The following is a 26,848-nucleotide window of genomic DNA, read 5'->3' on the forward strand; positions in this document are numbered from 1 at the left end:
TCGTGAAGGACGCCTTCGGCCTCCCCCAGTCCCTGCTCGTCCTCGGCGGTACGTCCGAGATCGCGCTCGCCACCGCACGCCGCCTGGTGGCCCGCCGCACCCGCACGGTGTGGCTGGCCGGGCGCCCCTCCCCCGCCCTGGACGCGGCCGCCGAGCAGCTGCGCGGCCTCGGCGCCGAGGTGCGCACCGTCGCCTTCGACGCGCTCGACCCCGAGTCCCACGAGGCGGCACTCGGCAAGGTCTTCGCCGAGGGCGACGTCGACCTGGTGCTGCTGGCCTTCGGCATCCTGGGCGACCAGGCGCACGACGAGCGCGAGCCGCTGAACGCCGTGCGGGTCGCGCAGACCAACTACACCGGCGCGGTCTCGGCCGGCCTGGTCAGCGCCCGCGCGCTCCAGGCGCAGGGCCACGGCTCCCTGGTCGTGCTCTCCTCGGTGGCGGGCGAACGGGCCCGGCGCGCCAACTTCATCTACGGCTCGAGCAAGGCCGGCCTGGACGCCTTCGCGCAGGGCCTCGGCGAGGCGCTGCACGGCACGGGCGTGCACGTCATGGTCGTACGCCCCGGGTTCGTGCGGTCGCGGATGACCGCCGGGATGGAGGAGGCGCCGCTCGCCACGACGCCCGAAGCGGTGGCCACGGCGATCGAGCTGGGGCTGCGGCGGCGCTCGGAGACGGTGTGGGTGCCCGGCGCGCTGCGCGTGGTCATGTCGGCGGTGCGGCACCTGCCGCGGACGCTGTTCCGGCGGCTGCCCGTGTGACGTCCGGCCGCCGGGCGGGCTCGGATCACCGGCCGGGCAGCGAGCCGCTCTCCACGCGCCCGGCCTGCGGGGGCACCGTGGCGCTGCCGAAGGGGAACTCGCGCAGCTTGCGCCACACCCCGTCGGGGCCCTGCTCGTAGAGCGCGAAGCCGGTGCAGGACCACTGGGCGGCGTAGTCGGACAGCTCCTCGTAGGCGCGGTCCATCGCCGCCTCCCCGATGCCGTGCGCCACCGTGACGTGCGGGTGGTACGGGAACTGCAGTTCGCGTGGGACGGGACCGGACGCGTCGCGCACCCGCTTCTGGAGCCAGGAGCAGGCCGCGGCGCCCTCGACCACCTGGACGAAGACCACGGGCGACAGCGGACGGAAGGTCCCGGTGCCGGACAGCCGCATCGGGAAGGGCCGGCCGCGCGCCGCCACCTCCGCCAGGTGCGCCTCGACCGCGGGCAGCGCGCTGCCGTCGACCTCGGTCGGCGGCAGCAGGGTGACGTGCGTGGGGATGCCGTGAGCAGCGGCGTCGCCGAAGCCCGCGCGCAGCTGCTGGAGCTGGCTGCCGTGAGGCTCCGGGACCGCGATCGACACGCCGATCGTTACGGTCCCCACGTCGTCTCCTGTCGTTACGTGTCACACGTCGTGTGTCGCTGTGTCGGACACCCGGCTATCGACTGTACGGCCACGACCGTGCCCGGGGCAGGCGCAACCGGAGTGATGTGCAGCGCTACGGCGGCATGCCGGGGCGCACGGCGGGGCCGGGACCAGGGCCGGGCGGTGGCCCCGGGTCAGTGCTTGGCGGGCAGGAAGCCCACCATGTCGTACGTCCGCGAGAGGGTCTCGGCGGCGACGGCGCGTGCCTTCTCGGCGCCCTTGGCCAGGATCGAGTCCAGCGTCTCCGGGTCGTCCAGGTACTGCTGGGTGCGCTCCCGGAACGGGGTCACGAACTCGACCATGACGTCGGCGAGGTCCGTCTTGAGCGCGCCGTAGCCCTTGCCGGCGTACTTCTCCTCCAGCTCGGCGATCTCCGTGCCGGTGAGCACCGAGTAGATCGACAGGAGGTTGCTGACGCCCGGCTTGTGCTCGCGGTCGAAGCGGATCACGGTGTCCGTGTCGGTGACCGCGCTCTTCACCTTCTTCGCGGTGGCCTTGGGCTCGTCCAGGAGGTTGATCAGGCCCTTCGGCGTGGACGCCGACTTGCTCATCTTGATCGACGGGTCCTGGAGGTCGTAGATCTTCGCCGTCTCCTTGAGGATGTACGGGGAGGGGACGGTGAACGCCTCGCCGAAGCGGCCGTTGAACCGCTCGGCCAGGTCGCGGGTCAGCTCGATGTGCTGGCGCTGGTCCTCGCCGACCGGGACCTCGTTGGCCTGGTAGAGCAGGATGTCCGCGACCTGGAGGATCGGGTACGTGAACAGGCCGACGGAGGCGCGCTCGGCGCCCTGCTTGGCGGACTTGTCCTTGAACTGGGTCATGCGGCCGGCCTCGCCGAAACCGGTGAGGCAGTTCATGATCCAGGCGAGCTGGGCGTGCTCGGGGACGTGGCTCTGCACGAAGAGCGTGCAGCGGTCCGGGTCCAGGCCGGCCGCCAACAGTTGGGCGGCGGCCAGCCGGGTGTTGGCCCGCAGTTCCTTAGGGTCCTGCGGGACCGTGATCGCGTGCAGGTCGACGACCATGTAGAACGCGTCGTGGGTCTCCTGGAGGGCCACCCACTGGCGGACGGCGCCGAGGTAGTTGCCGAGGTGGAACGAGCCTGCGGTGGGCTGGATTCCGGAGAGTACGCGCGGGTGGTCAGTCGCCATGCCCGTCATTCTCTCAGAGAGAGTGGCGGGTTCTGTGCGTGGGGAACTGCGGTCCGTTCGTGGCTGGTCGCGCCCACGCGGCGGTAGCCGCACATCGACACAGCCCCGCGCCCCTGACGGGGTGCTTCAGCCCAGGTCGATCTCCGGGTAGAGCGGGAAGCCCGCCACCAGGTCCGTGGCCCGCTGGGCGATTTCCTGGGCGACCTTCTCGTCGAGGACGTGGGACGCCTTCGACGGGGCGCCCGACTTCGTCGTGCCCTGTTCCGTGGTCGTCAGGACGCGGTCGATCAGGCCGGCGACCTCGTCCATCTCCGCCGTGCCCAGGCCGCGGGTGGTGAGGGCCGGGGTGCCGATGCGGATGCCGGAGGTGTACCAGGCGCCGTTCGGGTCGGACGGGATGGCGTTGCGGTTGGTGACGATGCCGGAGTCGAGGAGCGCGGCCTCGGCCTGGCGGCCGGTGAGGCCGTAGGAGGACGCCACGTCGATCAGGTTGAGGTGGTTGTCCGTGCCGCCGGTGACCAGGGTGGCGCCGCGCCGCATCAGGCCCTCGGCGAGGGCGCGGGCGTTGTCGACGATGCGCTGGGCGTAGTCCTGGAACGCGGGCTGCCTGGCCTCGGCGAGGGCGACGGCCTTGGCGGCCATGACGTGCGGGAGCGGCCCGCCGAGGACCATCGGGCAGCCGCGGTCGACCTGGTCCTTGAGGGAGTCGTCGCACAGGACCATGCCGCCGCGCGGGCCGCGCAGCGACTTGTGGGTGGTGGTCGTCACGATCTGGGCGTGCGGGACCGGGTCGAAGTCGCCGGTGAGGACCTTGCCCGCGACGAGACCGGCGAAGTGCGCCATGTCGACCATGAGGGTCGCGCCGACCTCGTCGGCGATCTCGCGCATGATCCGGAAGTTCACCAGCCGGGGGTACGCCGAGTAACCCGCGACGATGATCAGCGGCTTGAACTCGCGGGCGGAGGCGCGCAGGGCCTCGTAGTCGATGAGGCCGGTGGTGGGGTCGGTGCCGTAGGAGCGCTGGTCGAACATCTTGCCGGAGATGTTCGGACGGAAGCCGTGGGTGAGGTGGCCGCCGGCGTCCAGGGACATGCCGAGCATCCGCTGGTTGCCGAAGGCCTGGCGCAGCTCGGCCCAGTCCGCGTCGGTCAGGTCGTTGACCTGGCGGGCGCCCGCCTTCTCCAGGAAGGGCACCTCGACGCGGGCGCCGAGGACGGCCCAGAAGGCGACCAGGTTGGCGTCGATGCCGGAGTGCGGCTGGACGTAGGCGTGCCGGGCGCCGAAGAGTTCGCGGGCGTGCTCGGCGGCGAGGGACTCGACGGTGTCGACGTTGCGGCAGCCAGCGTAGAAGCGGCGGCCGACGGTGCCCTCGGCGTACTTGTCGCTGAACCAGTTGCCCATCGCGAGGAGCGTGGCCGGGGAGGCGTAGTTCTCCGAGGCGATCAGCTTGAGCATCTCGCGCTGGTCGGCGACCTCCTGGCCGATGGCGTCGGCGACGCGGGGCTCGACGGCGCGGATCGCTTGCAGCGCGGCGCGGTAGGCGACGGACTCGGGGGTGAGGTCTGCGGACATGGGGGCCTCCGGACGTTGGGATCAGCGTTCAGGTCGGCCCAGGCGCTCGGCACTCGTCGTTCGGGCCGCTTCCCGATGGTTCATCCCATCCTTGCGCGCCAGTCACGGCCCTGGGCCAGGCTACCGGAAAGCGTCTGCGGCGTTGCTGTCCGTCGCGGGCTGCGGGCGCATTGGGGCTGGTCGCGCAGTTCCCCGCGCCCCTGGGGGCCTGCGGCCCCCTCCAGGGCGCTAGAGGATCACGTGGGGCAGGAAGCGGGCGTATTCGTCCGTCACCAGGCCCGACGACTCCCGGATTCCCAGGCCCGCCGACTCGCTCTCCACCACCCAGGCGCCGAGGACGACGCGGTTGCCGTCGAAGTCGGGCAGCGGGGCGAGGGCCTGGTAGCAGCAGGGCTCGTCGCGGGGGGCGGGGGCGGTGCCCGGTTCGTGGATCGTGACGCCCGCGCCCTCGCGGCCCAGCAGTGGCTTGGCCACCCAGCCCGTCGTGTCGGCCAGCTCCCTCGGGCCGTCCAGGTAGGCCGGCAGGAGGTTGGGGTGGTCCGGGTACAGCTCCCAGAGGACGGCCAGCAGGGCCTTGTTGCTGAGCAGCATCTTCCAGGCGGGCTCGATCCACAGGGTGGTGCCCGTGCCGCCGCCGTTGTCGAGGGTGTCCAGGACGTGGCCGGCGAAGCGGTCGGTGGTGAGCCACTCCCAGGGGTAGAGCTTGAAGAGGCTGCGGATGAAGCGCAGCTTGTTGTCGACGAAGCGGCCGGAGAGGCGGTCCCAGCCGATCTCCTCCATGGAGATCCAGTCGGTCTCCAGGCCGGCCTGTTCGGCGGTCTCCTTGAGGTAGGCGACCGTCATCAGGTCCTCGCCGAGTTCGTCGTCCGAGGAGTGCGCGAAGTACAGGGGGTTGCCGGGCGGGAGCAGCGCGGCCTGCTTCTTCCAGGCGTCGACCAGGCGCTCGTGCAGGCTGTTCCACTGGTCGGCGCCGGGGAAGCGCTCCTCCATCCAGAACCACTGCGGGGAGGCGGCCTCGACCAGGGAGGTCGGGGTGTCCGCGTTGTACTCCAGGAGCTTGGCGGGCCCGGTGCCGTCGTAGCGCAGGTCGAAGCGGGCGTAGACGGAGGGGAGTTCGGCGCGGCGGTGCCAGGCCTCGGTGACCGCCCGGACGATGCGGGGGTCGGTGATGCCCAGGTCGGCGAAGCGGTCGTGGGTGACGATGTGCTCGGCGGCGGCCAGGCACATGCGGTGGAGTTCCTCGACGACCTCCTCCAGCGCCTCGACCTCCGGCAGGGAGAAGACGTAGTGGGCGCTCTCGTCCCAGTAGGGGCGCAGGGAGCCGTCGGGGTAGCGGGTCAGGGGGTAGATCAGGCCCTGTTCCTCGACGGTCTCCTGCCAGCCGGTGCGCGGGGTGATGGTGCGGCGTTCCACGCGCTCAGCCTCCGCCGCTGCCGCCCGAGCAGCCGAAGCCGCCCCGGTCCACGGCCTCGGACCGGCTGAAGGTGCCGTCGTCGGCCCAGCCGCCGCTCACGTCGGCGTCGTAGTACCAGTCGGCGTCGGCCGAGGTCCGCTTCTTGCCGCCCTTGCCGTACGAGCTGCCGGAGGAGCCCGACTTGCAGTTCTTGTCGGAGACGACCTTGTAGCCGTTGAGGTAGTCGTAGCTGTCGCGGTCCACACAGCGGCGGTCGGGGTCCGAGCCGCATGCGCTCAGGGCCGCCGCGAGCATTCCCATGCCACCGAGCACCACGGTGCTCGACCGCAGCCGTCGCCGGGTCTCTGCCATTTCCTCGTCTCCCCGTTGTCCGTGCTCTTGTACGACAGTTGGGCCGGTCGAGTGTACGGCCCCCGTCGCGGGTGGACTTTACGGCAGCGCCCGGCACAGGGCGTCCAGGGCCCCCGCCCAGGCATGGTCGGGCGGGGTGCCGTAGCCGACGACGAGGGCGTCCAGCGGGGGGACGTCGGCGTCGGGGTGCCGGAACATGGAGAGGCCGTGGACCGCGAGCCCGTGCCAGGCGGCGGCACGGACGGTCTGCCGCTCGGTGCCGGGCGGCAGTTCGAGGACGGCGTGGAGTCCCGCGGCGATGCCGGTGACGCGGACTCCGGGTGCCCGCTCGGCGAGGGCGGCGACCAGGGCGTCGCGGCGGCGACGGTAGCGCAGGCGGGCGGAGCGGACGTGGCGGTCGTAGTCGCCGGAGCCCAGGAACTCGGCGAGGGTCAGCTGGTCGAGGACGCCCGGGGTGCGGCCCGCCATGCCGTCCATGACCTCCTCGACGAGCGCGGGCGGCAGCACCAGCCAGCCCAGGCGCAGGGCGGGGGCGAGGGACTTGCTGGCGGTGCCGAGGTAGACGACGCGGTCGGGGTCGAGGCCCTGGAGGGCGCCGACGGGCTGGCGGTCGTAGCGGAACTCGCCGTCGTAGTCGTCCTCCAGGACCAGGCCGCCGGTGCGGCGGGCCCAGTCGATCAGGGCCGTCCGGCGCTCGGGGAGCAGCGGGAGGCCGAGGGGGAACTGGTGGGAGGGGGTCAGCAGGACCGCGCCGGCGGCGGCCGGGTCGTAGGGCGGGAGGGTGCCGCGGTCGTCGAAGGGCAGCGGGGGCGTGTCGCAGCCCGCTCGCCGGAGCAGCCGGCGGTGGTGGGGCAGGCCGTAGGACTCGACGGCGACGGCGTTCCCGGCCCGGCGGCGCAGCAGTTCGGCGAGGACACCGAGGCCGCCGAGGAAGCCGGCGCACACCACGATCCGGTCGGGGTCGGCGTGCACGCCCCGCGCGCGGGACAGGTATCCGGCGAGCGCCGTGCGCAGTTCCACGCGGCCGCGTGGGTCGCCGTAGCCGAGGGCCTGGTCGGGGGCGGCGGACAGGGCGCGGCGGGCGGCCCTGAGCCACTGGGCGCGGGGGAAGGAGGCGAGTTCGGGCGTGCCGGGGACGAGGTCGTAGGCCGGGCGGCCCGGTTCGCGCGGGTGGGGTGCCGGACGGTGTGCGGGGGTGGCGGGCGTGCGGTCGGCGACCCGGGTGCCGGAGCCCTGCCGGGCGGCGAGCCAGCCCTCGGCGATCAGGTCGGCGTAGACCTCGGCGACCGTGTTGCGGGCCACGCCCAGGTCGGCGGCGAGCGAGCGGGAGGAGGGCAGCCGGGTGCCGGGGGCCAGCCGGCCGCCGCGGACGGCCTCGCGCAGCGACTCGGTGAGGCTCCGGCGCAGGCCGGGCCCGGAGCGGTCCAAGTGCAGGTCGACGCCGAAAGTGGCCCAAGATTTCGCCATGGGAATGGACCATACCCCTGGGCTGCCTCACTTCTAGGCTCGGTGGCATGACGACGAACGAGAACACCACCGCCACCGCACCCGAGGCCTTCGCCGCCGAGCACGCACCCCGGCTGGAGTGGGCGAAGCACGCCCCCGAGGTCTGGAAGGCGATGCTGCGCCTGGACAAGGCCGCCACCCAGGGGCTCGACCCGAAGCTGGGGGAGCTGGTGAAGATCCGCGCCTCCCAGCTGAACCACTGCGCCTTCTGCCTGGACATGCACACCAAGGACGCGCTGGCGGCCGGGGAGAGCGTGGAGCGGATCGTGCAGCTCGCCGCGTGGGACGAGTCGCGGCACTTCTACACGGAGAAGGAACTGGCGGCGATCGAGCTGACCGAAGCCGTGACGGTGCTCACCGACGGCTTCGTGCCGGACGCGGTGTACGAGAAGGCCGCCGCGCACTTCGACGAGCCGGAGCTGGCGCAGCTGATCGCCGCGATCACGGTGATCAACGCCTGGAACCGCTTCGGGGTGACCTGCCGGCTGACGCCGGGGCACTACACGCCGGGCCAGTACGCGTGACGGCCCGTACGACCCATCTGGACGCGGGAGTCCGTTCGGCGTTGCAGGGGATGGGCGCGGCCGCCAAGGCGGGTCTCGGTGACGCCCGGCTCGCCGAGCTGGTGCAGATCCGCGCCTCGCAACTCAACCACTGCGCATTCTGCCTCGACATGCATCTGGGCATCGCCCGCAAGCAGGGGGTGAGTGAGCGTCAGCTGGATCTGCTCGCCGCGTGGGAGGAGGCCGGGGAGGTCTTCGACGCGCGGGAGCGGGCCGCGCTGGCGCTGACCGAGGCGGTGACGGTGCTGACCGGGGGCTTCGTGCCGGACGCGGTGTACGAGGAGGCCGCGCGGCACTTCGACGCCGACGGGCTGGCGCACCTGCTCGCGCTGATCGCGGCGATCAACAGCTGGAACCGTCTCATGGTCGCGCGGCGGATTCCGGCGGGGAGCACGCGGTGGTGACGACCGGCGCCGGGCGGTTCCGATTCCCGGGCCCGCCGAACGTGACCGCCCGGCCCGGGGAGGGCCCCTCGCCCGCCGCACTCGGCGGACTCGGGGCCACCCGGGTCATGTCCGTGACGCGGTGAGGGTCAGGACAGCCACTCCTTCCAGACGGACTCGTGGCTGTCCACCCACTTCTTCGCCGCCTCCTCGGGCCGCATCTTCTGCTCGGCGATCATCAGGGAGACCTGGTTCTGGTCCTCGGTCGTCCACTTGAACCTCTTGAGGAGCTCCGCCGCCCTGCCGCCCTTCTTCGCGAAGTCGGCGTTGAGGTACTTCTGGAGCGGGGTGACCGGGTAGGCGCAGTCGACCTTCTCCGGGTCGGCGTCGCAGCCCTCCTTGTACGGGGGCAGCTTCACCTCGGTCATCGGGACCTTCTCGAACAGCCACTGGGGCGTGTACCAGTAGCTGAGGAAGGGCTTCTTCTCCTTGGCGAACTGCTTGATCTGGGTGATCTGGGCGGCCTCGGAGCCGGCGAAGACGACCTGGTAGTCCAGGTCCAGGTTCTTCACCAGCGCCTTGTCGTTGGTGACGTAGGACGGGGAGCCGTCCAGGAGCTGGCCCTTGCCGCCGCTCTCGGCGGTGCGCAGCAGGTCGGCGTACTTGTCGAGGTTCTTCCAGTCGGTGACGTCCGGGTGCTTCTTCGCGAAGTACGTCGGGACGAACCAGCCGATGTGCCCGGTGACCCCGAGGTCGCCGCCGGGGGCGATGGTCCCCTTGTCCTCGACGTACCGCTGCTCCTGCTCGGGGTGGCCCCAGTCCTCCAGGATGGCGTCGACGCGGCCCTGGCTGAGCGCGTCCCAGGCGGGGACCTCGTCGACCTGGACGGTGTCGACGCGGTAGCCCAGCTCGTGCTCCAGCAGGTACTGGGCGACGGCCACGTTGGCCTGCGCGCCGACCCAGGACTGCACGGACAGGGTGACGGTCTTCGCGCCCTGGGCGTTGGCGAACGGGGACGCCTGCTTGGTCATGTCGGCGGCGCCGCAGCCGGTGAGCAGGGTCAGCGCGGCGGCCGAGGCGACGGCCGCGGTGGTACGTACGCGCATGTCAGGCTCCCTTCCTCGCGCGGCGTTCGGTGGGCTGGGTGACCCGGTCGAGCATCAGGCCGAGGCAGACGATGGCCGCGCCGGCCACCAGACCGCTCGCCAGGTCGCCCTGGGCCAGGCCGAAGACGACCTGGTAGCCGAGCGCGCCACCGCCGACCAGGCCGCCGATGATGACGACGGCGAGGACCAGGACGACGCCCTGGTTGACGGCGAGCAGCAGCGACCGGCGGGCCAGCGGGAGCTGGACCTGGCGCAGCTGCTGTCCGCTGGTGGCACCGAGCGAGCGGGCCGCCTCCAGGGCGGCCGGGTCGACCTGGCGCAGTCCCTGGGTGGTGATGCGCACGACGGCCGGCAGGGCGTAGACGACCGCGGCGGCCACCGCGGGCGCCCGTCCCACGCCGAACAGGGCGACGACGGGGATCAGGTAGACGAACTGCGGCATGGTCTGGAAGACGTCCAGGACCGGCCGCAACAGGCGTTCGAACCGCTCGCTGCGGGCGGCGGCGATACCCGTCGCGAAGCCGAGGACGAGGGTCACGGCGACCGCCGCGAGCACCTGCGAGAGCGTGTCCAGGGACGGGTTCCAGACGCCGAGGACACCGATGGCGGCCATGGCGAGGACGGCGGTGAGCGCGGTGCGCCAGGTGCCGATCAGCCACGCGAGGGCGGCCACGACGAGGAGTACCGACCACCAGGGCAGCCACTGGAGGCCGTCCCGGGCCGGGTTGAGGACCCAGCTGGTGAAGTGCGCGGCCCAGTCGGCGGTGCCGCCGACGACGGGCACGCCGGAGTACAGGTGGGCGGTCATCCAGTCGACGGCCCGGTTGACGGGCTCGGCGATGTTCACCTCCCAGCCCTCGGGCCACTCCAGGAAGCCCGCGACGCGTCCGGCGATGGCCACGGCCGCGGCGACGCCCAGGGCGTACAGCCAGGTCAGCGGGGACCTGCCGGACTCCCCGGGGTGCTGCTCCCCCGCCGCGCCGGTCACGCGGTCCAGGACGACGGCGAGCAGCACGATGGGGATGCCGGCCGCGAGGGCGGCGCCGACGTCGACCGAGGCGAGCGCCTGGTAGACGCGGTCACCGAGGCCGCCGGCGCCGATGACGGAGGCGATGACGGCCATGGAGAGCGCCATCATGATCGTCTGGTTGACGCCGAGCAGGAGTTCCTTGCGGGCCAGCGGGACGCGGGCGGTCAGCAGTCGCTGGCGGGCGGTGGTGCCGAGGGACTCGACGGCCTCCAGGACCTCCTTGTCGGCGCCGCGCAGGCCCAGCGAGGTGAGCCGGGCCATGGGCGGGGCGGCGTAGACGACGGTGGCCAGGACGGCGGCGGGGACGCCGATGCCGAAGACCAGGACGACCGGGAGGAGGTAGGCGAAGGCGGGCAGCACCTGCATGGTGTCGAGCACCGGGCGCAGGACGCGGTCCATCCGGTCGGACAGGCCGGCGGCGAGGCCCAGCAGGGCGCCCACGACGACCGAAGCGAGGACGGCGACGACCATCAGGGCGAGGGTCTGCATGGTCGGCACCCACATGCCGAGCAGGCCGCAGGCCAGGAAGGCGGCGGCGGTGCCGAGGGCCAGCCTCACGCCGGCCACGCGCCAGGCGACCAGGGCGCCGATCGCGGTGACCCCGGCCCAGCCGACGGCGAGGAGGGCGAGGTACACGGCGCGTACGGCGAGGACGACGACGTTGCTGACGTGGCCGAAGAAGTAGAGGAACAGGGGGTGGCTGTCGCGGTTGTCGATGATCCAGTCGCTGGCCTTGCCGAGCGGCTCGGAGACGTCGACGGTCAGCGCGCTCGGCCAGGTGGCGCCGCCCCACTGGGTGACGGCCAGGGGGACGAGGATCGCGGCGGCGATGGCGAGAGCCAGGAGCTTGCGGACGGCGGGGTGGGTGAGGAAGCCCGGCGGGGCCGCCTTCTGTGTCGATGCGGTGATCGTTGCCATTACGCCGGCTCCTCGCTGGTGGCGGGGGGCGGGGTGGGTGGCTCTCGGCGCTTGGCCGGTGCCGCTCTCGGTGGGACGGGTGCCGCCCCTGCGGCACGACTGCCCGCAGCCGGGTCGGGTGCGGTGGCCGCGCCGGCCGTGCCCGCCACCACCGACAGCAGCGCGTCCGCGTCGACCACGCCCAGGCAGCGGCCGTCGGACATGACCCGGGCCGGGGAGCCGGCGCGGGCGACGGCCTCGATGGCCTCGGAGACGGTGGCCTCGGGGCGGATCGCGGGGCCGGCGCCGGCCTCGTCGGACGAGGAGGCGGGGCGCATCGCCGTACGGACGGTGAGGACCTGTTCGCGCGGGACGTCGCGGACGAACTCGCGGACGTAGTCGTCGGCGGGCGAGCCGACGATCTCCTCCGGGGTGCCGAGCTGGACCACGCGCCCGTCGCGCATGAGGGCGATGCGGTCGCCGAGCTTGAGGGCTTCCTGGAGGTCGTGGGTGATGAAGACCATCGTGCGGCCCTCCTCCCGGTGCAGCCGGACGACCTCCTCCTGCATGTCCCGCCGGATCAGCGGGTCGAGGGCGCTGAACGGCTCGTCGAAGAGCAGCACCTCGGGGTCGACGGCGAGGGCGCGGGCGAGGCCGACGCGCTGGCGCTGGCCGCCGGAGAGCTGGCCGGGGCGGCGCTGCTCCAGGCCCTCCAGGCCGACCTTGGCGACGATGGCGGCGGCGCGTTCGCGGCGCTCGGCGCGGCCGACGCCCTGGACCTCGAGGCCGTAGGCCACGTTGTCGAGGACCGTGCGGTGCGGGAGCAGGCCGAAGTGCTGGAAGACCATCGCGGCGCGGTGCCGGCGCAGTTCGCGCAGCCGGGACTTGTCCATGGCGCGGACGTCCTCGCCGTCGATGGCGATGGAGCCGACGGTCGGCTCGATGAGCCGGGTCAGGCAGCGTACGAGGGTGGACTTGCCGGAGCCGGACAGGCCCATGACGACGAAGACCTCGCCCTTGCGGACGTCGAAGGAGACGTCGGCCACGGCGGCCGTGCAGCCGGTGCGCGAACGCAGCTCGGCCGGGCTCAGGGCGGCGAGTTCGGGGTCGGCGGGGACGCGGTCGGCCTTGGGGCCGAAGACCTTCCACAGCCCGTCCACGGAGAACACGGGAGCCGTGCTCTCGTCCGTACCCGGCGGCGTACTGGCGCTGGTGGTGGTACTCATCGAGCGTCACCACCGATCAGCTCGACGGCGCGCTCGCCGACCATGAGGACGCCGATCATCGGGTTCACGGCGGGCATGGTCGGGAAGACGGAGGCGTCGGCGATGCGGATGCCCTCCAGGCCGCGGATGCGCAGCTCGGGGTCGACGACGGCCTGTTCGTCGGTGGCGGCGCCCATCCGGCAGGTGCCCGCCGGGTGGTAGACGGTGTGGGCGACCTTGCGGGCGTACTCGCTCAGCTCCTCGTCACCGGTGACGTCCGGGCCGGGGCAGACCTCGCGCTTGAGCCAGCCGGCCAGCGGCTGGGTCTTCGCGATCTCGCGGGCGATCCTGATGCCGTCGACGAGGGTGCGGCCGTCGTAGTCGTCCTCGTCGGTGAAGTAGCGGAAGTCCAGGGCGGGCTTCACGGACGGGTCGGCGCTGGTGAGGTGGAGGCGGCCGCGGGACTTCGGCTTGGGGATGTTCGGGGTCATCGAGACGCCGAACTCCGGGCGTTCGTAGCCGAGGCGCTCCGGGTTGTCCGTGAACGGGATCTGGTAGAAGTGGAACATCAGGTCGGGGCCCGCGTGTTCGGGGTCGCGGCGCACGAAGAGACCGGCGTCGGAGTCCATCGCGGAGTTGTCCGGGATGGGTCCCTCGGTCTCCCACACGATCACCGACTCGGGGTGATCGAGCAGGTTCTCGCCGACGCCGGGCAGGTCGAGCGCCACGGGTATGCCGAGCGCTTCGAGGTCCTGGCGGGGGCCTATGCCGGAGTGCAGCAGCAGGCGCGGCGAGTCGACCGCCCCGGCGCACAGCACGACCTCGCCCCGGGCCTTGACCAGGATCTCCTCGCCGTCCTTGGTGCGGACGTGGACGCCCTCGGCGCGGGTGCCGGCCAGCTCCAGCCGGTACGCCCAGGTCTCCAGCATGAGGGTGAGGTTGGGGCGCTCGTCCATCACGGGGTGCAGGTACGCCACCGAGGCGGACGAACGCTTGTTGTTCTCGGGGTGGTAGGCGAGGTCGAAGAAGCCGGCGCCCTCGGTGAACGGCTTCTTGTTGAAGCCGTCGATCCGGGGAACCTCCAGCGCCTTCTGCGCGGAGTCGACGAAGTCCCGGGCGATGGCGTTCCGGTCCTTCTCGTCGACGGGGACGATGTTGTTCTTCAGCCGCGCGTAGTAGGCCTCCATCTGCACCGCGCCCCAGCCCTTGGCGCCCGCGGCCTCCCACTCGTCCCAGTCGGACGGCAGCGGCTTGAAGGCGATGAGGGTGTTGTGCGAGGAGCAGCCGCCGAGCACGCGGGCGCGGCTGTGCCGGATGTGCGAGTTGCCGCGCGGCTGCTCGGTGGTCGGGTAGTCGTAGTCCAGTTCGCCGCCGAGCAGGCCCATCCAGCGGCGCAGGGTGAGTACGTCGTCGCGGCCGACGTCGCTGGGGCCGCCCTCGATGACGGCGACGGTGACGTCCGGGTTCTCGGTGAGCCGTGAGGCGATCACCGATCCCGCCGTGCCGCCGCCGATGACGACGTAGTCGTAGACGTGAGTGGTATCTGGCATGGGGGTACTCCAGTGGGGCGAGCGGATGGTGCGGGGAGATGCGTGGAGGTGCGCGATATCAGCCGGTGAACCAGCGGACGGGCTTGGGCGCGAGGTTCTGGTAGACGTGCTTGCTCTCGCGGTACTCGGCCAGGCCCGCGGGGCCCAGTTCGCGGCCCACGCCGCTCTTGCCGAAGCCGCCCCACTCCGCCTGCGGCAGGTAGGGGTGGAAGTCGTTGATCCAGACGGTGCCGTGCCGCAGCCGGCCCGCGACCCGGCGGGCCCGTCCCGCGTCGGCGGTCCAGACGGCACCGGCCAGACCGTACTCGGTGTCGTTGGCCAGGGCTACGGCTTCGTCCTCGGTGCGGAAGGTCTCGACGGTGAGGACGGGTCCGAAGACCTCCTCGCGCACGACGCGCATCTCGCGGTGGCACTGGTCGAGGACGGTCGGCTCGTAGAAGTAGCCGCCCTCCGGCCGCTGGGGGGACGGCTCGGGGCGCTTGCCGCCGCTGCGCGGCACGGCGCCCTCGGCGAGGGCGGAGGCGACGAAGTCCTCGGTCTTGGCGCGCTGCTGCTCGGAGACGAGCGGGCCGCACTCGACGCCGTCCTCGGTGCCGCGGCCGAGGCGGATCAAGGCGGCGCGGCGGGCGAGTTCGGCGACGAAGCGTTCGCGGACCGACTCCTCGATGATGAGGCGGCCACCGGCGGAGCAGACCTGCCCGCTGTGGATGAAGGCGGCGTTGAGGGCCTGGTCGACGGCGGTGTCGAAGCCCTCCTCGGTCGCGCAGGCGTCGGCGAAGACGACGTTGGGGTTCTTGCCGCCGAGTTCGAGGGCGACCTTCTTGACGGTGACGGCGGCGGCCTGGGCGACCTTGGTACCGCTGACCAGGCCGCCGGTGAAGGAGACCAGGTCGACGTCGGGGTGCCCGGCGAGCCGGGCGCCGACGGTGTGGCCGGGACCGGTGACGATGCCCGCGACGCCGGTGGGGAGGCCGGCCTCGACGAGCAGGTCGATCAGGGCGACGGTGGTGAGCGGGGTGATCTCGCTCGGCTTGATCACGAAGGTGTTGCCGGCGGCGAGGGCCGGGGCGATCTTCCAGCTGGCCTGGAGGAGCGGGTAGTTCCAGGGTGTGATCATGGCGCAGACGCCGACCGGTTCGTGCACCACGACGCTGTGGATCTCGGGCGAGCCCGCGTCGACGACCCGGCCGGGGGCCTCGCCGGCGACCAGGTCGGCGAAGTAGCGGAAGGCGTCGGCGACGCAGTCGATGTCGACGCGCCCCTCCTCGACCGTCTTGCCCGCGTCGCGGCTCTCCAGCAGGCCGAGGGGCTCGCGGTCGCGCACGAGGAGGTCGGCGACGCGGCGCAGCAGGGCGGCCCGCTCGGCGACCGGGGTGTGCGGCCACGGCCCTTCGTCGAACGCCCGCCGGGCGGCGGCCACCGCGAGGTCCGTGTCCTTCTCGTCGCCCTCCGCGACCACGGCGAAGGGCAGGCCGTCGGCGGGGTCGACGATGTCGCGGGTCGCGCCGGAGGACGCGGCCAGCCACCGGCCGCCGGCGTGGATGGTCCGGTGCCCCCGGTCCGCCTGGGTTTCCGTGCTGTTCGCCATGGTGGGATTGCCTTCCGTTCCTGATCAACGCCCCTGTGTCACACGCGTGTCACTCCCGGGGACCGAGCCCCTGCCCCGGAGCCCCCCAGGCATGCCGATTCGGGCATCGAAAGTGCGGCGCATCACGGAGGAAGGGAATGAAGGGTGCTTAACGGACCGGAGGCGGGTCGGAAACGGGCCCGGAAACGGGGACGGGCCCCGCACCGGTCGTACCGGTGCGGGGCCCGTTCGGGGGCGGAGTGGGGTCAGAGCAGACCGAGACCGCGGACCGCGTCGCGCTCCTCCGACAGCTCCTTGACGGAGGCGTCGATGCGGGCGCGGGAGAACTCGTTGATGTCCAGGCCCTGGACGATCTCGTACTTGCCGTCCTTGGTGGTGACGGGGAAGGAGGAGATCAGGCCCTCCGGGACGCCGTAGGAGCCGTCCGAGGGGATGCCCATGGAGGTCCAGTCGCCGTCGGCGGTGCCGTTGACCCACGTGTGCACGTGGTCGATGGCGGCGTTGGCGGCGGAGGCGGCCGACGAGGCGCCGCGGGCCTCGATGATGGCCGCGCCGCGCTTGGCGACGGTCGGGATGAAGTCCTCGGCCAGCCACTTCTCGTCGTTGACGGTCTCGGCGGCGTTCTTGCCGGCGATGGTGGCGTGGAAGATGTCCGGGTACTGGGTGGCGGAGTGGTTGCCCCAGATGGTCAGGCGCTTGATGTCGGCGACCGTCGAGCCCGTCTTCTTCGCGAGCTGGGTCAGCGCGCGGTTGTGGTCCAGGCGGGTCATCGCGGTGAAGCGCTCCGCCGGTACGTCCGGGGCGGCGGCCTGGGCGATCAGGGCGTTGGTGTTGGCCGGGTTGCCGACGACGAGGACCTTGATGTCGTCCGCGGCGTGGTCGTTGATGGCCTTGCCCTGCGGCTTGAAGATGCCGCCGTTGGCCTCCAGGAGGTCGCCGCGCTCCATGCCCTTGGTGCGGGGGCGGGCGCCGACGAGGAGGGCGACGTTGGCGCCGGCGAAGGCGACGTTCGGGTCGTCGGTGATCTCGATGCCCTGGAGGAGCGGGAACGCGCAGTCGTCCAGCTCCATCGCGGTGCCCTCGGCGGCCTTGAGCGCCGGGGTGATCTCCAGGAGGCGGAGCTTGACCGGCACGTCCGCGCCGAGCAGCTGGCCGGAGGCGATGCGGAAGAGCAGGGCGTAACCGATCTGGCCGGCCGCGCCGGTGACGGTGACGTTCACGGGAGTGCGGGTCATGGCGTTCTCCGTATGACAGCTGGCGGTGGGGCGTCCCTGCCCCGGGCATTTGATCGATCTCTTGATACCAAGAGACCGATCCGGCCGTCAGGCTATCGCGCCCGCGGTGTCCGGGACGTCCGGGTCGGTGTGGCCCGGCCCACAGGGCCTTCCGACTCCACCGGACGCGCGGGCGGGGCAACGGAAAGGCGGCCGCCTGTCCGGGAGAGGGGGGACGGAGGCGACCGCCGTTTCGGGGGATACCGTTGCCGGACTCCCGTGGGGGTACTTCTCGCCTGCCCGGGTCCTCGCCGGACATGCCTGCCGCCGGCGAACTTTCTTCGCGGGCCTGCTCGGTGCCCGCCGAGTGCCGTCCCGCCGCCTACTCCGTGCAGCCCTGGACGCCGGACGCGGTCGTCACGCACGCCTCCGCCGCGGCCGCGGACTTCACCGCCACCATCGGGGTGTACGCGACGGTGTCGCCGACTCCGGAGACCGTCCCCGTCTGCTGGTTCCTGCCCTCGGCGCTCACCTGGACCTTGTCGCCCTGGGCGGCCTGGGTCACGCGGGCCCACGCGGTACCGCAGGTCTTGCTGTAGCGGACCTCGACCGCGGTCGTGCCGACGGTGGCGGTGGCGGCGGTGGTGACCAGGTCGCCGCCGCAGCCCATGACCTCCGGGTCCTTGCCGGTGCAGGCGTCGCCGCTGCACTTCACGCCGGGCGGCAGCTGCTGCTTGCTGCTCACCGTCGGGGACGGGGAGGGCTTGGCGCCCTCGTTCTTCTTGTCCCCGCCGTCGTTCAGCAGGAAGAAGGCGCCCGCGATCACGACGAGCACGCCGACGACACCCGCGACGAACGTCGTCAACCGCCTGCTGCCGCCCCCGTTGGACCGGCCGCGCGAGCCCGAGCCGCCGCGCGGGGGCTCGCCGTACCCGCCGGAGGGGCTCCGGCCGTCGGGCGCGGCGGGACCGGGCGTCGCCGCGGGGCCCATGGCCGTGGCGGCCTCGCCGGAACCGGCCCGGTGCCCGGGGCGTGCCGTGCGGTCACCGGTCGGTGCGGGTCCCCGGTATCCGGCCAGCCCCCACGAGTTGCCGTCGGTGGCGCCGCCCGGCGACGGGTCGCCGGAGAACGGGACGGAGGGGGAGCCGGTCGTGCCGCCGCCGCGGACCGGGCCTGCGGCCGCGTCGGGGCTGTCCGCCGCGGTCGGCTGGGCGGGGACCGTCGGCCCCAGTGTGGGCGCCACCCCGGCGGGCCCCGCGACTCCGGACGTCGCCGACGCGCCGCCGCCGTGGCGGCCGGAGCGGCTTCCGCGGCTGTTCCTGCCGCCGTGGCCCGGTCCCGCGGTCTTGCCGGACGCGGTGCCCAGGTCGCCGAGGGCGGCACGCGCCTGGGATATGCGGATGGCCTCCATCGTCATGTCGTGGCGCATCTCCGAGCGGCTCCAGGCACGCTCGGCCAGCTCCCACATGGTGGTCAGGTGCAGGGGGTTGGTCCCCGTCACCTCCGCCAGGGCGATGATGGCGCCCTTCGGCGCCAGCAGCCGTCCGTTCAGGTATCGCTCCCAGGACGTCTTGCTGTAGCCCGTGGCGTCGGCCACCGACGCGACGCTCAGATCACTGCGGTCCACGAGTCGGCGCAGCTGGCCGGTGAACTCCTTGATCTGCGGATCGAGTTCCTCCGGCAAGGCCTTCCAACGAGGCACTGCTTCCCCCCTCTTCCCCCGGTACGTGCTGGTCGTTCCCCCGCCGTTCTGGCTACCCACAGGGATGCGCCCGGTCAGGAGCTCAGTTCCCGGGGTGGGGGCGCACAGGAGCACAGAGGCCGCAGGCATGCACGGTCGCACGCCCACCGACACCTGGTCCAGTCTCCCACCGGCGTTCCCGTGCTGGTGACGGAACCCCTGAACGGAGCCGTTTCCGGGGCCCGCGTAGCGGAGTAGCGGAACGGTCACTTCCGTGCCACAGCGCCCTGACAGGCGTTGAACAGCGCGTTCGACGTGCAGGAGTGTGGATCCGGACGGCGGCCCGTCCTTCCACGGGGGTGGGGACGGGCCGTCGTTCGAGCGGGGCTTCGCTAACTACTTACGGTGAAGTGCAGCAGATCGTTCAGGAACGGGATCTTCAGCGGCGCGTGCGGCTGGGCCATCAGCGCCAGCATGGCGATGGCGGTGCCCAGCACGCCGTAGGTGACGATGTCCGTGAAGCGCGAGCGGACCGCGAGCATGCCGACGTCCGGCACGGACCAGCGCAGCGCGGCACCGATCAGCAGCGCGACGCCGACGAGCACCAGTCCCCACCGGAACACGTCGAGCCCGGTGATCAGCAGCCCGATCCCGACCAGTCCGGCCACGGTGAGCACCGGCCACTGCCGGGCGGGCGCGGGGGCGTCGCCGGCCGCGGCCCGGCCGCCGCCCTCGGGGCGCGCGGTGTCGCGGGTGAAGAGCGGGAACCGGCGCGTGGCGCGTTTCGGCCGGCCCTGGGCGTCGGGCGCGCTGACCGGGTCCCGGACGAGGATCTCGTCGGGGTCTTCGGCGGCCTCGGGCTCCGAGACGTCCTCCGCGCGGTCGGGGCGGCCGGACTTTTCGGCGGACCCGGAGGACCCGGCCGGCCCAGAGGACCCGGATGACTTGGCGGGCCCGGCGGTGTCGCCGGAGTCCGGCGCCCGTTCCACGCCCTCGGTGCCCTCGACCGTCTCTGCGCCCTCGGCGCTGTCGGCGCGTACCGCGGTGTTCTCGCGGGCCTGAGCGCGGTCCGTCGTGCGGCCCGGGCGCTCGGCGTGGGTGTCCTCAGCCGGCACGGCGCTCCGCCGCCTCCACCACGTTGACGAGCAGCTCGGCGCGGGTCATCGGGCCGACGCCGCCGGGGTTCGGGGAGATCCAGGCGGCGACCTCGGCCACGTCCGGGTGGACGTCGCCCACGATCTTGCCCTCGGCGTTGCGGGAGACGCCCACGTCGAGGACGGCGGCGCCCGGCTTCACGTCCTCGGCGCGGACCAGGTGCGGGGAGCCGGCCGCGGCGACGATGATGTCGGCGCGCTTGAGGTGGGCGGAGAGGTCCCGGGTGCCGGTGTGGCACTGGGTCACGGTGGCGTTCTCGCTGCGCCGGGTGAGCAGCAGCGGCATCGGGCGGCCGATGGTGACCCCGCGGCCGACGACCACGACCTCGGCGCCCTTGATCTCCACGCCGTAGCGGCGCAGGAGGGTGAGGATGCCGTTGGGGGTGCAGGGCAGCGGCGCCGGCTCGTTCAGGACGAGGCGGCCGAGGTTCATCGGGTGCAGGCCGTCCGCGTCCTTGTCCGGGTCCATCAGCTCCAGGATGCGGTTCTCGTCGATGCCCTTGGGCAGCGGCAGCTGGACGATGTAACCCGTGCAGGCCGGGTCCTCGTTCAGCTCGCGGACGACCGCCTCGATCTCCTCCTGGGTCGCCGTGGCCGGCAGGTGACGCTGGATGGAGGCGATGCCGACCTGCGCGCAGTCGCGGTGCTTGCCGGCGACGTACTTCTGGCTGCCGGGATCGTCGCCGACCAGGACGGTGCCGAGGCCGGGGGTGACACCCCTCTCCTTCAGCGCCGCCACGCGGGCGGTCAGTTCGGACTTGATCGCGGCTGCGGTGGCCTTGCCATCGAGAATCTGGGCGGTCATGCCCCCATCCTCGCGGATGACCGGCCCCCGGTTCCAATCCGGCCGGCATCCGGTCGTCGATCCATGATCGACGTTGTTGCACTTGCACAACACCTTGTGAGCGGGCTGGACAAGTAAGAGATCGGTCAAGAACGATTGGGGTGCACAGTGCCGCGGGGCCGTACCGGGGGGACGAACCGCACCGAAGAGACTCCTCCGACTCGCGCCGCGCGCCGTCCCCGCACTTGACAGCGACGGAGGAAGTCCCGCCATGAGTTTCGGCGATCCGAACAACCCTTACGGCCCGCCCCAGGGCGGCGGCCAGCAGCCGAACTACGGCTACCCCCAGCAGCAGCCCCAGGGCCAGCCCGGCTACGGCTACCCCGCGGCCCCGCCGGTACAGCCGTACGGCGGCGGTTACGCGCCCGCCCCGGTGGCGATGCCCGGCTCGGTGAAGGCAGCGCGCGTGATGCTGTTCGTCCTGGGCGGCTTCCAGGTGATCGGCGGCCTGCTGATGATGATCGCCAGCGCCTGGTTCTCGGAGGAGTTCGAGGACGCGGTCAGCTCCGACCCGAGCCTCTCCGCCGAGGACGCGGACGCCGCCGCCAGCGTCGGCACCGGCATCATGATCGTCCTCGGGGTCATCGTGCTGGCGTTTGCGTTCTGGGCGATATTCACGGGCGTCAAGTTCGCCACGGGCCGGGGCGGGGTGCGCGTCTCCGCGATCATCTACGCGTCGGTGGTCGTGCTGTTCAGCGTCATCAGCCTGTTCACGGCGAACGTCTTCGCCCTCATCAGCCTGGTGCTCGGCATCCTGATCATCGTCTTCTGCGCCAACCGGAACGGCAGCTACTGGTTCACCCGCCCGCAGTACTGAACCGGCGCACGCCAGTGCGTACTTCTCGCCAATCACGTCACAGGGCCGTGTCTCACCCGTACGAGGGGGGCACGGCCCTGGTGCGTCGCAATAGTCTGACGCGGGTAGCCGTCAGGCACGGGGAGACGCACCTTGTTCAGCATCATCGTGGTACCTCCGCCGACCTCGGAGGACGAACACAGCAGCGCCCAGCTCCGGCTCGCACCCGGCGAACGGCTCGTCTTCGGACGCGCCGTGCCCGAGGGCGGGCTGCTGATCGCGCACGACGGGGTGTCCCGCCGGGCCGGTGAGATCACCGCCCACGGCACCTTCTGGACCGTGAGCAACCTCTCGGCCCACCAGACGTACGTGGTGGAGAACCCGGAGGGCGCGGGCGAGCACATCAAGGTCGCGCCGGGCCGGCTGGACGCGCCGGTGCCGTTCGAGTTCTCGCGGATCGTGCTGCCCGCGGCGGGCGATCTGCTGCCGGTAGAAGTGTGGGCGCCGCGCCACGACTATCTGCGCGCCGAGGACGGCACCGACGGCGAGCCGACCGCGCCCGCCTTCTCCGTCGACCGCACCAAGCGGTACTTCGCGGTGCTGGCCGCGCTGTGCGAACCGCGGCTGCGCGGGGCGCCGCACGCGCCGCTGCCGACCATGGACCAGGTCGTCGAGCGGCTCCGCCCGGCCTGGCCGGCCGCGTCCCGTACGTCGGTGCAGTGGAACATCGACTACCTCGCCGTGAAACTGCGGCTGAAGCCGGGCCCGGAGACAGCCGACCCGGGCCCGCGGCTGAACGGCAAGAAGGAGTCTCTGGTCTCCCTGGCGCTCCGCTTCGACCTGGTCCGCGAGGACGACCTCGCGGTCCTCGCGGCACCGTCCGCAAAGGCACCGCGATGACCGAGCCGTACGCCGTCCCGGTGCCCCGGGGCTACCGGGTGGGCGGGTGGGAGGTGCGCGAGCCGATCGCCACCGGCGCCTTCGGCAGCGTCTACGCCGCGCGCCGCGTCGACGGCACCGCGGGCGCCGGGGGCGGCGACACAGGCGGCGGGCACCTGCCGGACACCGCCGCCCTGAAGTTCCTGCCCACCGGTACCGGCACCCCGCGGCAACTCGCCCACCTGCGGGACCTGGTCGAGCGCGAGATCGCGCTGCTGCGCCGGCTGCGGCAGCCCCGGCTGATCCGGATGTACGAGACCCTCACCGTCGACGACCCCGGCCATCCCCGGCTGGACGGCGCCACCGTCCTCGTCCTGGAGCGGGCGGAGGGCTCCCTGTCCGCCCTGATCGCCGCCTCGCCCCGCCCGCCGGACGGGCCCGCGCTGCTCGCCCAGGTCTGCGCCGGGCTGGCGCAGCTGCACCGGGCGGGCTGGGTGCACGGTGACCTGAAACCGGCCAACGTCCTGCTGATGGCGGACGGTTCGGTGCGGCTGGCCGACTTCAACATGGCCGCCGAACTGGAGGGCACCCACGCCTACACGCCCGCCTTCTCCACCCCGGACTACACGCCGCCCGAGCTGCTGTGGTCCGAGATCGGCGAACGCGGCCGCCGCATCCGGCCGTCCGCCGACGTGTGGGCCTTCGGTGTCCTCGCCCACCTCGTCCTCACCGGGTCCTTCCCGCTGCCCGGCGGCACCCCGACGGCCCGCCGCGACGCCGCCGTCGCCTACGCCCGCGGCACCCACGAGCTGCGGCTCTCCCCCGAACTGCCGGAGGTGTGGCGGGAGATCGTCGGGGACTGCCTGACCCGGACGCACGCCGGCCGGACCGGCACCGCCGCCCTGCTGCGCCGGGTGACGGCGGCCGCCGACGCCGCGAGCGGGGCGGCGAGGTTCTCGCTCCGGGCCCGGGGCGGCACCCGGCGGGGCGTCGTCGCGGCCTCGGCCGCGGGCACCGTGGCGCTGGCCGCGCTCGCCTACGGCATCGTCTCCTGGGCCGGTGACGGCCGGCAGCCCGCCGCGGGCCCGCCCGGCGGCGGCACCGCCAGCGTCTCCGCCGCCGCCTACGGCGCGGACGTGCTGCGCACCGACCGCGACGTGCCGCCCGCCTACCGGCTGCTGATCGTCGAGACGGCGCACGACTGCGACCGCGAGGAGGTCAGCCCGGCCCTGATCGCGGCCATGCTGAAGGCGGAGAGCGACTTCGACCCCGCCCTGTCCGACCCGGCCAAGAACGAGTACGGCATCGCCCGCTGGACCCCGAGCGTGCTGCGCTGGTGGATGAACGAGGACGGCACACCCGGCGAGACCGTCCCGGAACCGCCGTTCCCGCCCGCCGAGTCCATCCCCGCCATGGGCCGCTACCTGTGCTGGATCACGCCCCGTCTGGAGGCCGGCCTGCCCGGCGACCGCTCCGTCCTGGTCGCCGTCGCGTACCGGACGTCGTACAAGAAGGTGAACGACGCGGGCGGGGTTCCCCCGAAGTACCGCGACTACGCCGACCGCGTCGCTCACCACCTCAAGGAGTACACGCCCGAGGGGCGGAAGTGACCCTGTGACGTCCCAGGTTCACGGCGACCCGCCGCGCCGCCCGAATGCTTGGGGTGCCCTCATCCGCCTCCCGTACGCTGCCCCTTGTTGGACTGGGGAAGGGCTACCCCGAGGGGATCGGGGGAGGGGGACGACTCCATGTACAGCGTCATCGTCGTGCCGCCGTCGTGCGGCAGTGTGGCCGAACAACTGAGGATCAGCGCGGGTGAGCGCATCGAGTTCGGCAGAGCCGGGCCCAGCGGCGGACTCGCCATCGCACACGCGGGGGTACCCCGGGTCGCCGGGGAGATCGCGGCCCACCGGACGTTCTGGCTGCTGAGCAACCTCAGCGTGGACCAGACCTACGTGGTGGAGAACCCGGAAGGCGCGGGCGAGCACATCAAGGTCGGCCCGGGCCGGGTGGAGGCGCCGGTGCCGTTCGAGCTGGCGCGCGTGACCCTGCCCGCGGCGGGGGACCTGCTCACCTTCGACGTCTGGGCTCCGCGGCACGCCTTCCGCAGCATCGAGCGCCACGGTCTCGAGGGGGCCGGCACCGTCCCGGCGTTCGCCCTGGACCGCACCAAGCGGTACTTCGCGGTGCTGGCCGCCCTGTGCGAACGGCGCCTGCGCGGTGAGCCCCGCGCCCCGCTGCCGGCGGTCGAGGAGATCGTGGAGCGGCTGCGCCCGAGCTGGCCCAAGGTCAGCCGCTCCGCCGTCTACTGGAACATCGACTACCTCGCCGTCAAGCTCCGGCTGAGACCCGGCCCGGACACCGCCGAGCCGGGCCGGCGCACCCACGGCAAGAAGGAGTCCCTGGCCTCGCTCGCCCTCCGCTTCGACCTGGTCCGCGAGGACGACCTCGTGGTCCTCGCCCCGGCCCCGAGCGGAGCGGCACGGTGACCGGGCGGCCGTACGCGGTCCCGGTGCCGAAGGGCTACCGGATCGGGCCGTGGGAGGTGCGCGAGCCGCTGGCGTCGGGGGCCTTCGCCACGGTCTACGACGGGATCCGGCACACCGCGGACCCGGGGGATGCCCTCGCGGACGGCGGCGAACCGCCGCGCCGGGCGGCGCTGAAGTTCCTGCCCACCGGCACCCGCACCCCGCGGCAGCTGCACCACCTGCGCGACCTGGCCGAGCGCGAGGTGCTGCTGCTGCGCCGGCTGCGCTCGCCCCGCCTGATCCGGATGTACGACACCCTCACGGTCGACGACCCGGACCATCCGGAGCTGGACGGCGCGACCGTGCTGGTGCTGGAGCGGGCCGAGGGCTCCCTGGACGCCGTACTGGCCCGGACCCCGCGTCCGGACGCCGGACCCGCCCTCCTGTCCCAGATCTGCGAGGGGCTGGCGCAGCTGCACCACGCGGGCTGGGTGCACGGCGACCTGAAACCGGCCAACGTCCTGCTGATGGCGGACGGTTCGGCCCGGCTGGGCGACTTCAACATGGCCGCCGAACTGGAAGGCACCCACGCCTACACGCCCGCCTTCTCCACCCCGGACTACACCCCGCCCGAGCTGCTGTGGCCCGAGGTCGACGAGCGCGGGACGCGGATCCGCCCGTCCGCCGACGTCTGGGCCTTCGGCGTCCTCGCCCACCTGGTCCTCACCGGCGGCTTCCCCTTGCCCGGCGGCACGTCGGAGGCCCGCTCCGACGCGGCGATGCGGTACGCCCGCGGTCGGGAGGAACTGCGCCTGTCTCCCGCCCTTCCGGCGGCCTGGCGCGGCATCCTCCAGGACTGCCTGGCCCCGACCCACGGGCAACGCGGCGCCGACACCGCCGCGTTGCTGCGCCGGGTGGAGGAGGCGGCGGGCGCCTCCCGCTCGGCCCGGCTGCCGAGGCTGCGTCCCCGGCGGTGGCGCCGCCCGGCCCTGGCGGCGGCGCTCGCGGCAGCGCTCGTCGGAGCGGCGAGCCTCGCCTACACCGCCCCGTGGGAGTCGGCGCCCGCCGCCGCGGCCCCTCCCACCTGCGAGAAACCCGTGGTGTACGAGAACGCCGACGGCCGCGGATACATGGCGGGCCACAGCGGCACCTGGGACTTCACCATCAAGCGCGGCGACGGCGGCAGCCAGGTCAGGGAGTTGCAGTGCCTGCTCCGCCACCTGCACGGCATCCCGGAGGTCGGCGAGGTCGACGGCGACTTCGGCCCGAAGACCCGGAGCGGGGTCGTCATCTTCCAGGAGCGGGCGGGACTGGACGCGGACGGCATCGTGGGACCGGCGACATGGCGGGCGTTGCGCAAGGGCGGAGGGTCCTGAACCGCCCTGGAACGTTGCAGGTACCCTCGCACCCCCTTCCCGGCCAGCATGGCCATGGCGAGAACGCCACGCATGACCCACCGGGGGAAGGAACCTTCATGAGCATCCGCACCACGCGTGCCCGCCTCGGCACCGCCGTCGTCGCCGCGATCGCCGCCGGCGCACTGGCGATGACCGCGGCACCCGCCTCGGCCTCCGCCTCCAGCGGCTACGTCAGCGGGGCCGGCTCCTACTACGACGACTTCGGGGACGAGGGCACCCTGTCGACGTCGACGTACGCCAGCTCCAACGCCACCTGCCTGTGGCAGATCATCCTCCTGGCGGAGGGCGCCAAGGAGAGCAACGGCACCCCGTACGACTGGTCCGACATCGACGGCCACTTCGGCCCGAACACGAAGGAAGCCACCGAGAGTCTCCAGAGCGCCTGGAGCATCGGCGTCGACGGCAAGGTCGGCCCGGAGACCTTCGGCTCCGCGGACACCCAGTGGAACGCGTCCACCGGTGGTGGCGAACTGGAGTACCTCGGCAGCGGCTCGACCGACGCCACGAAGTACAAGCTGCGCTACCACGGGGCGAAGTACTACTTCGACCTCTACCGGACGGCCTCGGGCCAGTACCGCTTCCTCCACAACGACGCGTGGCACTACGCGAGCTACACGTCCAACACCTGCGACTGACACGCCTGTTGGGCCGGTCCTACCGACCGGCCCAACACCGGG

General features: G+C 72.8%; 24 protein-coding genes and 1 riboswitch. Of the genes, 9 read left to right on the forward strand and 15 right to left on the reverse strand.

Annotation, left to right across the window (positions count from 1 at the left end; translation table 11 throughout):
* Positions 1-2 precede the first annotated feature (2 nt).
* Entirely contained in the window at positions 3-758 is a 756-nt protein-coding gene (locus tag ACZ67M_RS14310) for a decaprenylphospho-beta-D-erythro-pentofuranosid-2-ulose 2-reductase (RefSeq protein ID WP_469851037.1), read from the forward strand.
* A gap of 25 nt (positions 759-783) precedes the next feature.
* Here the strand turns inward: ACZ67M_RS14310 and ACZ67M_RS14315 are convergent, their stop codons facing one another.
* From ACZ67M_RS14315 to pdxR, 6 genes are all read right to left on the reverse strand, one after another.
* Positions 784-1,362: a 2'-5' RNA ligase family protein gene (locus ACZ67M_RS14315; protein WP_392010103.1), complete on the reverse strand. Its 579-nt coding sequence runs from the start codon at positions 1,360-1,362 to the stop codon at positions 784-786.
* Positions 1,363-1,538: 176 nt separating this feature from the next.
* Entirely contained in the window at positions 1,539-2,561 is a 1,023-nt protein-coding gene (gene trpS, locus ACZ67M_RS14320) for a tryptophan--tRNA ligase (protein WP_469851038.1), read from the reverse strand.
* Positions 2,562-2,678: 117 nt separating this feature from the next.
* The gene (locus tag ACZ67M_RS14325; RefSeq protein WP_361352648.1) at positions 2,679-4,124 is read right to left on the reverse strand and encodes a glycine hydroxymethyltransferase; all 1,446 of its coding nucleotides are present in this window, start codon (positions 4,122-4,124) and stop codon (positions 2,679-2,681) included.
* A 29-nt stretch (positions 4,125-4,153) separates the two neighbouring features.
* Positions 4,154-4,240: riboswitch (ZMP/ZTP riboswitch) on the reverse strand.
* Between the two features lie 112 nt (positions 4,241-4,352).
* Complete coding sequence (locus ACZ67M_RS14330; protein WP_467319698.1) at positions 4,353-5,537, reverse strand: glutathionylspermidine synthase family protein; 1,185 nt, start codon at positions 5,535-5,537, stop codon at positions 4,353-4,355.
* 4 nt (positions 5,538-5,541) lie between these two features.
* Entirely contained in the window at positions 5,542-5,889 is a 348-nt protein-coding gene (locus ACZ67M_RS14335; protein ID WP_307014706.1) for a hypothetical protein, read from the reverse strand.
* 78 nt (positions 5,890-5,967) lie between these two features.
* Positions 5,968-7,356 (reverse strand): MocR-like pyridoxine biosynthesis transcription factor PdxR, encoded by a 1,389-nt coding sequence (pdxR, locus tag ACZ67M_RS14340; RefSeq protein ID WP_469851040.1) that lies wholly within the window; start codon positions 7,354-7,356, stop codon positions 5,968-5,970.
* A 47-nt stretch (positions 7,357-7,403) separates the two neighbouring features.
* Here pdxR and ACZ67M_RS14345 point away from each other — a divergent pair, with 47 nt between their 5' ends.
* Both ACZ67M_RS14345 and ACZ67M_RS14350 read left to right on the forward strand, forming a co-directional pair.
* On the forward strand, positions 7,404-7,919 hold the full coding sequence (locus tag ACZ67M_RS14345; RefSeq protein ID WP_122615848.1) for a carboxymuconolactone decarboxylase family protein: 516 nt from the start codon (positions 7,404-7,406) through the stop codon (positions 7,917-7,919).
* On the forward strand, positions 7,916-8,362 hold the full coding sequence (locus ACZ67M_RS14350; protein WP_361352657.1) for a carboxymuconolactone decarboxylase family protein: 447 nt from the start codon (positions 7,916-7,918) through the stop codon (positions 8,360-8,362). The genes ACZ67M_RS14345 and ACZ67M_RS14350 overlap by 4 nt, the downstream gene beginning before the upstream one ends.
* 128 nt (positions 8,363-8,490) lie before the next feature.
* On the opposite strand, the gene ACZ67M_RS14355 is transcribed toward ACZ67M_RS14350, so the two are convergent.
* The 9 genes from ACZ67M_RS14355 to ACZ67M_RS14395 form a co-directional block, all read right to left on the reverse strand.
* Positions 8,491-9,447, reverse strand: a complete 957-nt coding sequence (locus ACZ67M_RS14355) for an ABC transporter substrate-binding protein (protein ID WP_361352660.1) — start codon at positions 9,445-9,447, stop codon at positions 8,491-8,493.
* Position 9,448: 1 nt separating this feature from the next.
* Entirely contained in the window at positions 9,449-11,395 is a 1,947-nt protein-coding gene (locus ACZ67M_RS14360) for an ABC transporter permease (protein WP_392010084.1), read from the reverse strand.
* Positions 11,395-12,600, reverse strand: a complete 1,206-nt coding sequence (locus ACZ67M_RS14365; protein ID WP_469851042.1) for a quaternary amine ABC transporter ATP-binding protein — start codon at positions 12,598-12,600, stop codon at positions 11,395-11,397. The genes ACZ67M_RS14360 and ACZ67M_RS14365 overlap by 1 nt, the downstream gene beginning before the upstream one ends.
* Positions 12,597-14,129: a GMC family oxidoreductase gene (locus tag ACZ67M_RS14370; protein ID WP_392099225.1), complete on the reverse strand. Its 1,533-nt coding sequence runs from the start codon at positions 14,127-14,129 to the stop codon at positions 12,597-12,599. Before ACZ67M_RS14370 ends, ACZ67M_RS14365 begins: the two co-directional genes overlap by 4 nt.
* Before the next feature lie 58 nt (positions 14,130-14,187).
* Positions 14,188-15,717 carry an aldehyde dehydrogenase family protein gene (locus tag ACZ67M_RS14375; RefSeq protein WP_469851044.1) on the reverse strand — a complete coding sequence of 510 codons (1,530 nt, stop codon included), beginning with the start codon at positions 15,715-15,717 and terminating at the stop codon, positions 14,188-14,190.
* 245 nt (positions 15,718-15,962) lie between these two features.
* Positions 15,963-16,952 (reverse strand): malate dehydrogenase, encoded by a 990-nt coding sequence (locus ACZ67M_RS14380; RefSeq protein ID WP_361352673.1) that lies wholly within the window; start codon positions 16,950-16,952, stop codon positions 15,963-15,965.
* Between the two features lie 361 nt (positions 16,953-17,313).
* Positions 17,314-18,633 (reverse strand): helix-turn-helix domain-containing protein, encoded by a 1,320-nt coding sequence (locus ACZ67M_RS14385; RefSeq protein ID WP_469851046.1) that lies wholly within the window; start codon positions 18,631-18,633, stop codon positions 17,314-17,316.
* A 371-nt stretch (positions 18,634-19,004) separates the two neighbouring features.
* Entirely contained in the window at positions 19,005-19,445 is a 441-nt protein-coding gene (locus tag ACZ67M_RS14390) for a DUF3017 domain-containing protein (RefSeq protein ID WP_469851350.1), read from the reverse strand.
* A 271-nt stretch (positions 19,446-19,716) separates the two neighbouring features.
* Positions 19,717-20,571: a bifunctional methylenetetrahydrofolate dehydrogenase/methenyltetrahydrofolate cyclohydrolase gene (locus tag ACZ67M_RS14395; RefSeq protein ID WP_122615840.1), complete on the reverse strand. Its 855-nt coding sequence runs from the start codon at positions 20,569-20,571 to the stop codon at positions 19,717-19,719.
* Positions 20,572-20,821: 250 nt separating this feature from the next.
* Between ACZ67M_RS14395 and ACZ67M_RS14400 the strand changes: the two genes are divergently transcribed.
* The 6 genes from ACZ67M_RS14400 to ACZ67M_RS14425 all read left to right on the forward strand — a co-directional run bounded on the left by ACZ67M_RS14400 (position 20,822) and on the right by ACZ67M_RS14425 (position 26,806).
* Positions 20,822-21,427 (forward strand): hypothetical protein, encoded by a 606-nt coding sequence (locus tag ACZ67M_RS14400; protein WP_361352679.1) that lies wholly within the window; start codon positions 20,822-20,824, stop codon positions 21,425-21,427.
* A 132-nt stretch (positions 21,428-21,559) separates the two neighbouring features.
* On the forward strand, positions 21,560-22,306 hold the full coding sequence (locus ACZ67M_RS14405) for an FHA domain-containing protein (RefSeq protein ID WP_385794651.1): 747 nt from the start codon (positions 21,560-21,562) through the stop codon (positions 22,304-22,306).
* Positions 22,303-23,895 (forward strand): serine/threonine protein kinase, encoded by a 1,593-nt coding sequence (locus ACZ67M_RS14410; protein ID WP_469851047.1) that lies wholly within the window; start codon positions 22,303-22,305, stop codon positions 23,893-23,895. The genes ACZ67M_RS14405 and ACZ67M_RS14410 overlap by 4 nt, the downstream gene beginning before the upstream one ends.
* A gap of 138 nt (positions 23,896-24,033) precedes the next feature.
* Positions 24,034-24,774: an FHA domain-containing protein gene (locus tag ACZ67M_RS14415; protein WP_361352687.1), complete on the forward strand. Its 741-nt coding sequence runs from the start codon at positions 24,034-24,036 to the stop codon at positions 24,772-24,774.
* A complete protein-coding gene (locus tag ACZ67M_RS14420) occupies positions 24,771-26,129 on the forward strand; it encodes a protein kinase domain-containing protein (RefSeq protein WP_469851049.1) in 1,359 nt (452 codons plus the stop codon). Before ACZ67M_RS14415 ends, ACZ67M_RS14420 begins: the two co-directional genes overlap by 4 nt.
* 98 nt (positions 26,130-26,227) lie before the next feature.
* Entirely contained in the window at positions 26,228-26,806 is a 579-nt protein-coding gene (locus tag ACZ67M_RS14425) for a peptidoglycan-binding domain-containing protein (protein WP_469851050.1), read from the forward strand.
* Positions 26,807-26,848 lie beyond the last annotated feature (42 nt).

The organism is Streptomyces sp. NPDC107500 (assembly GCF_055582785.1).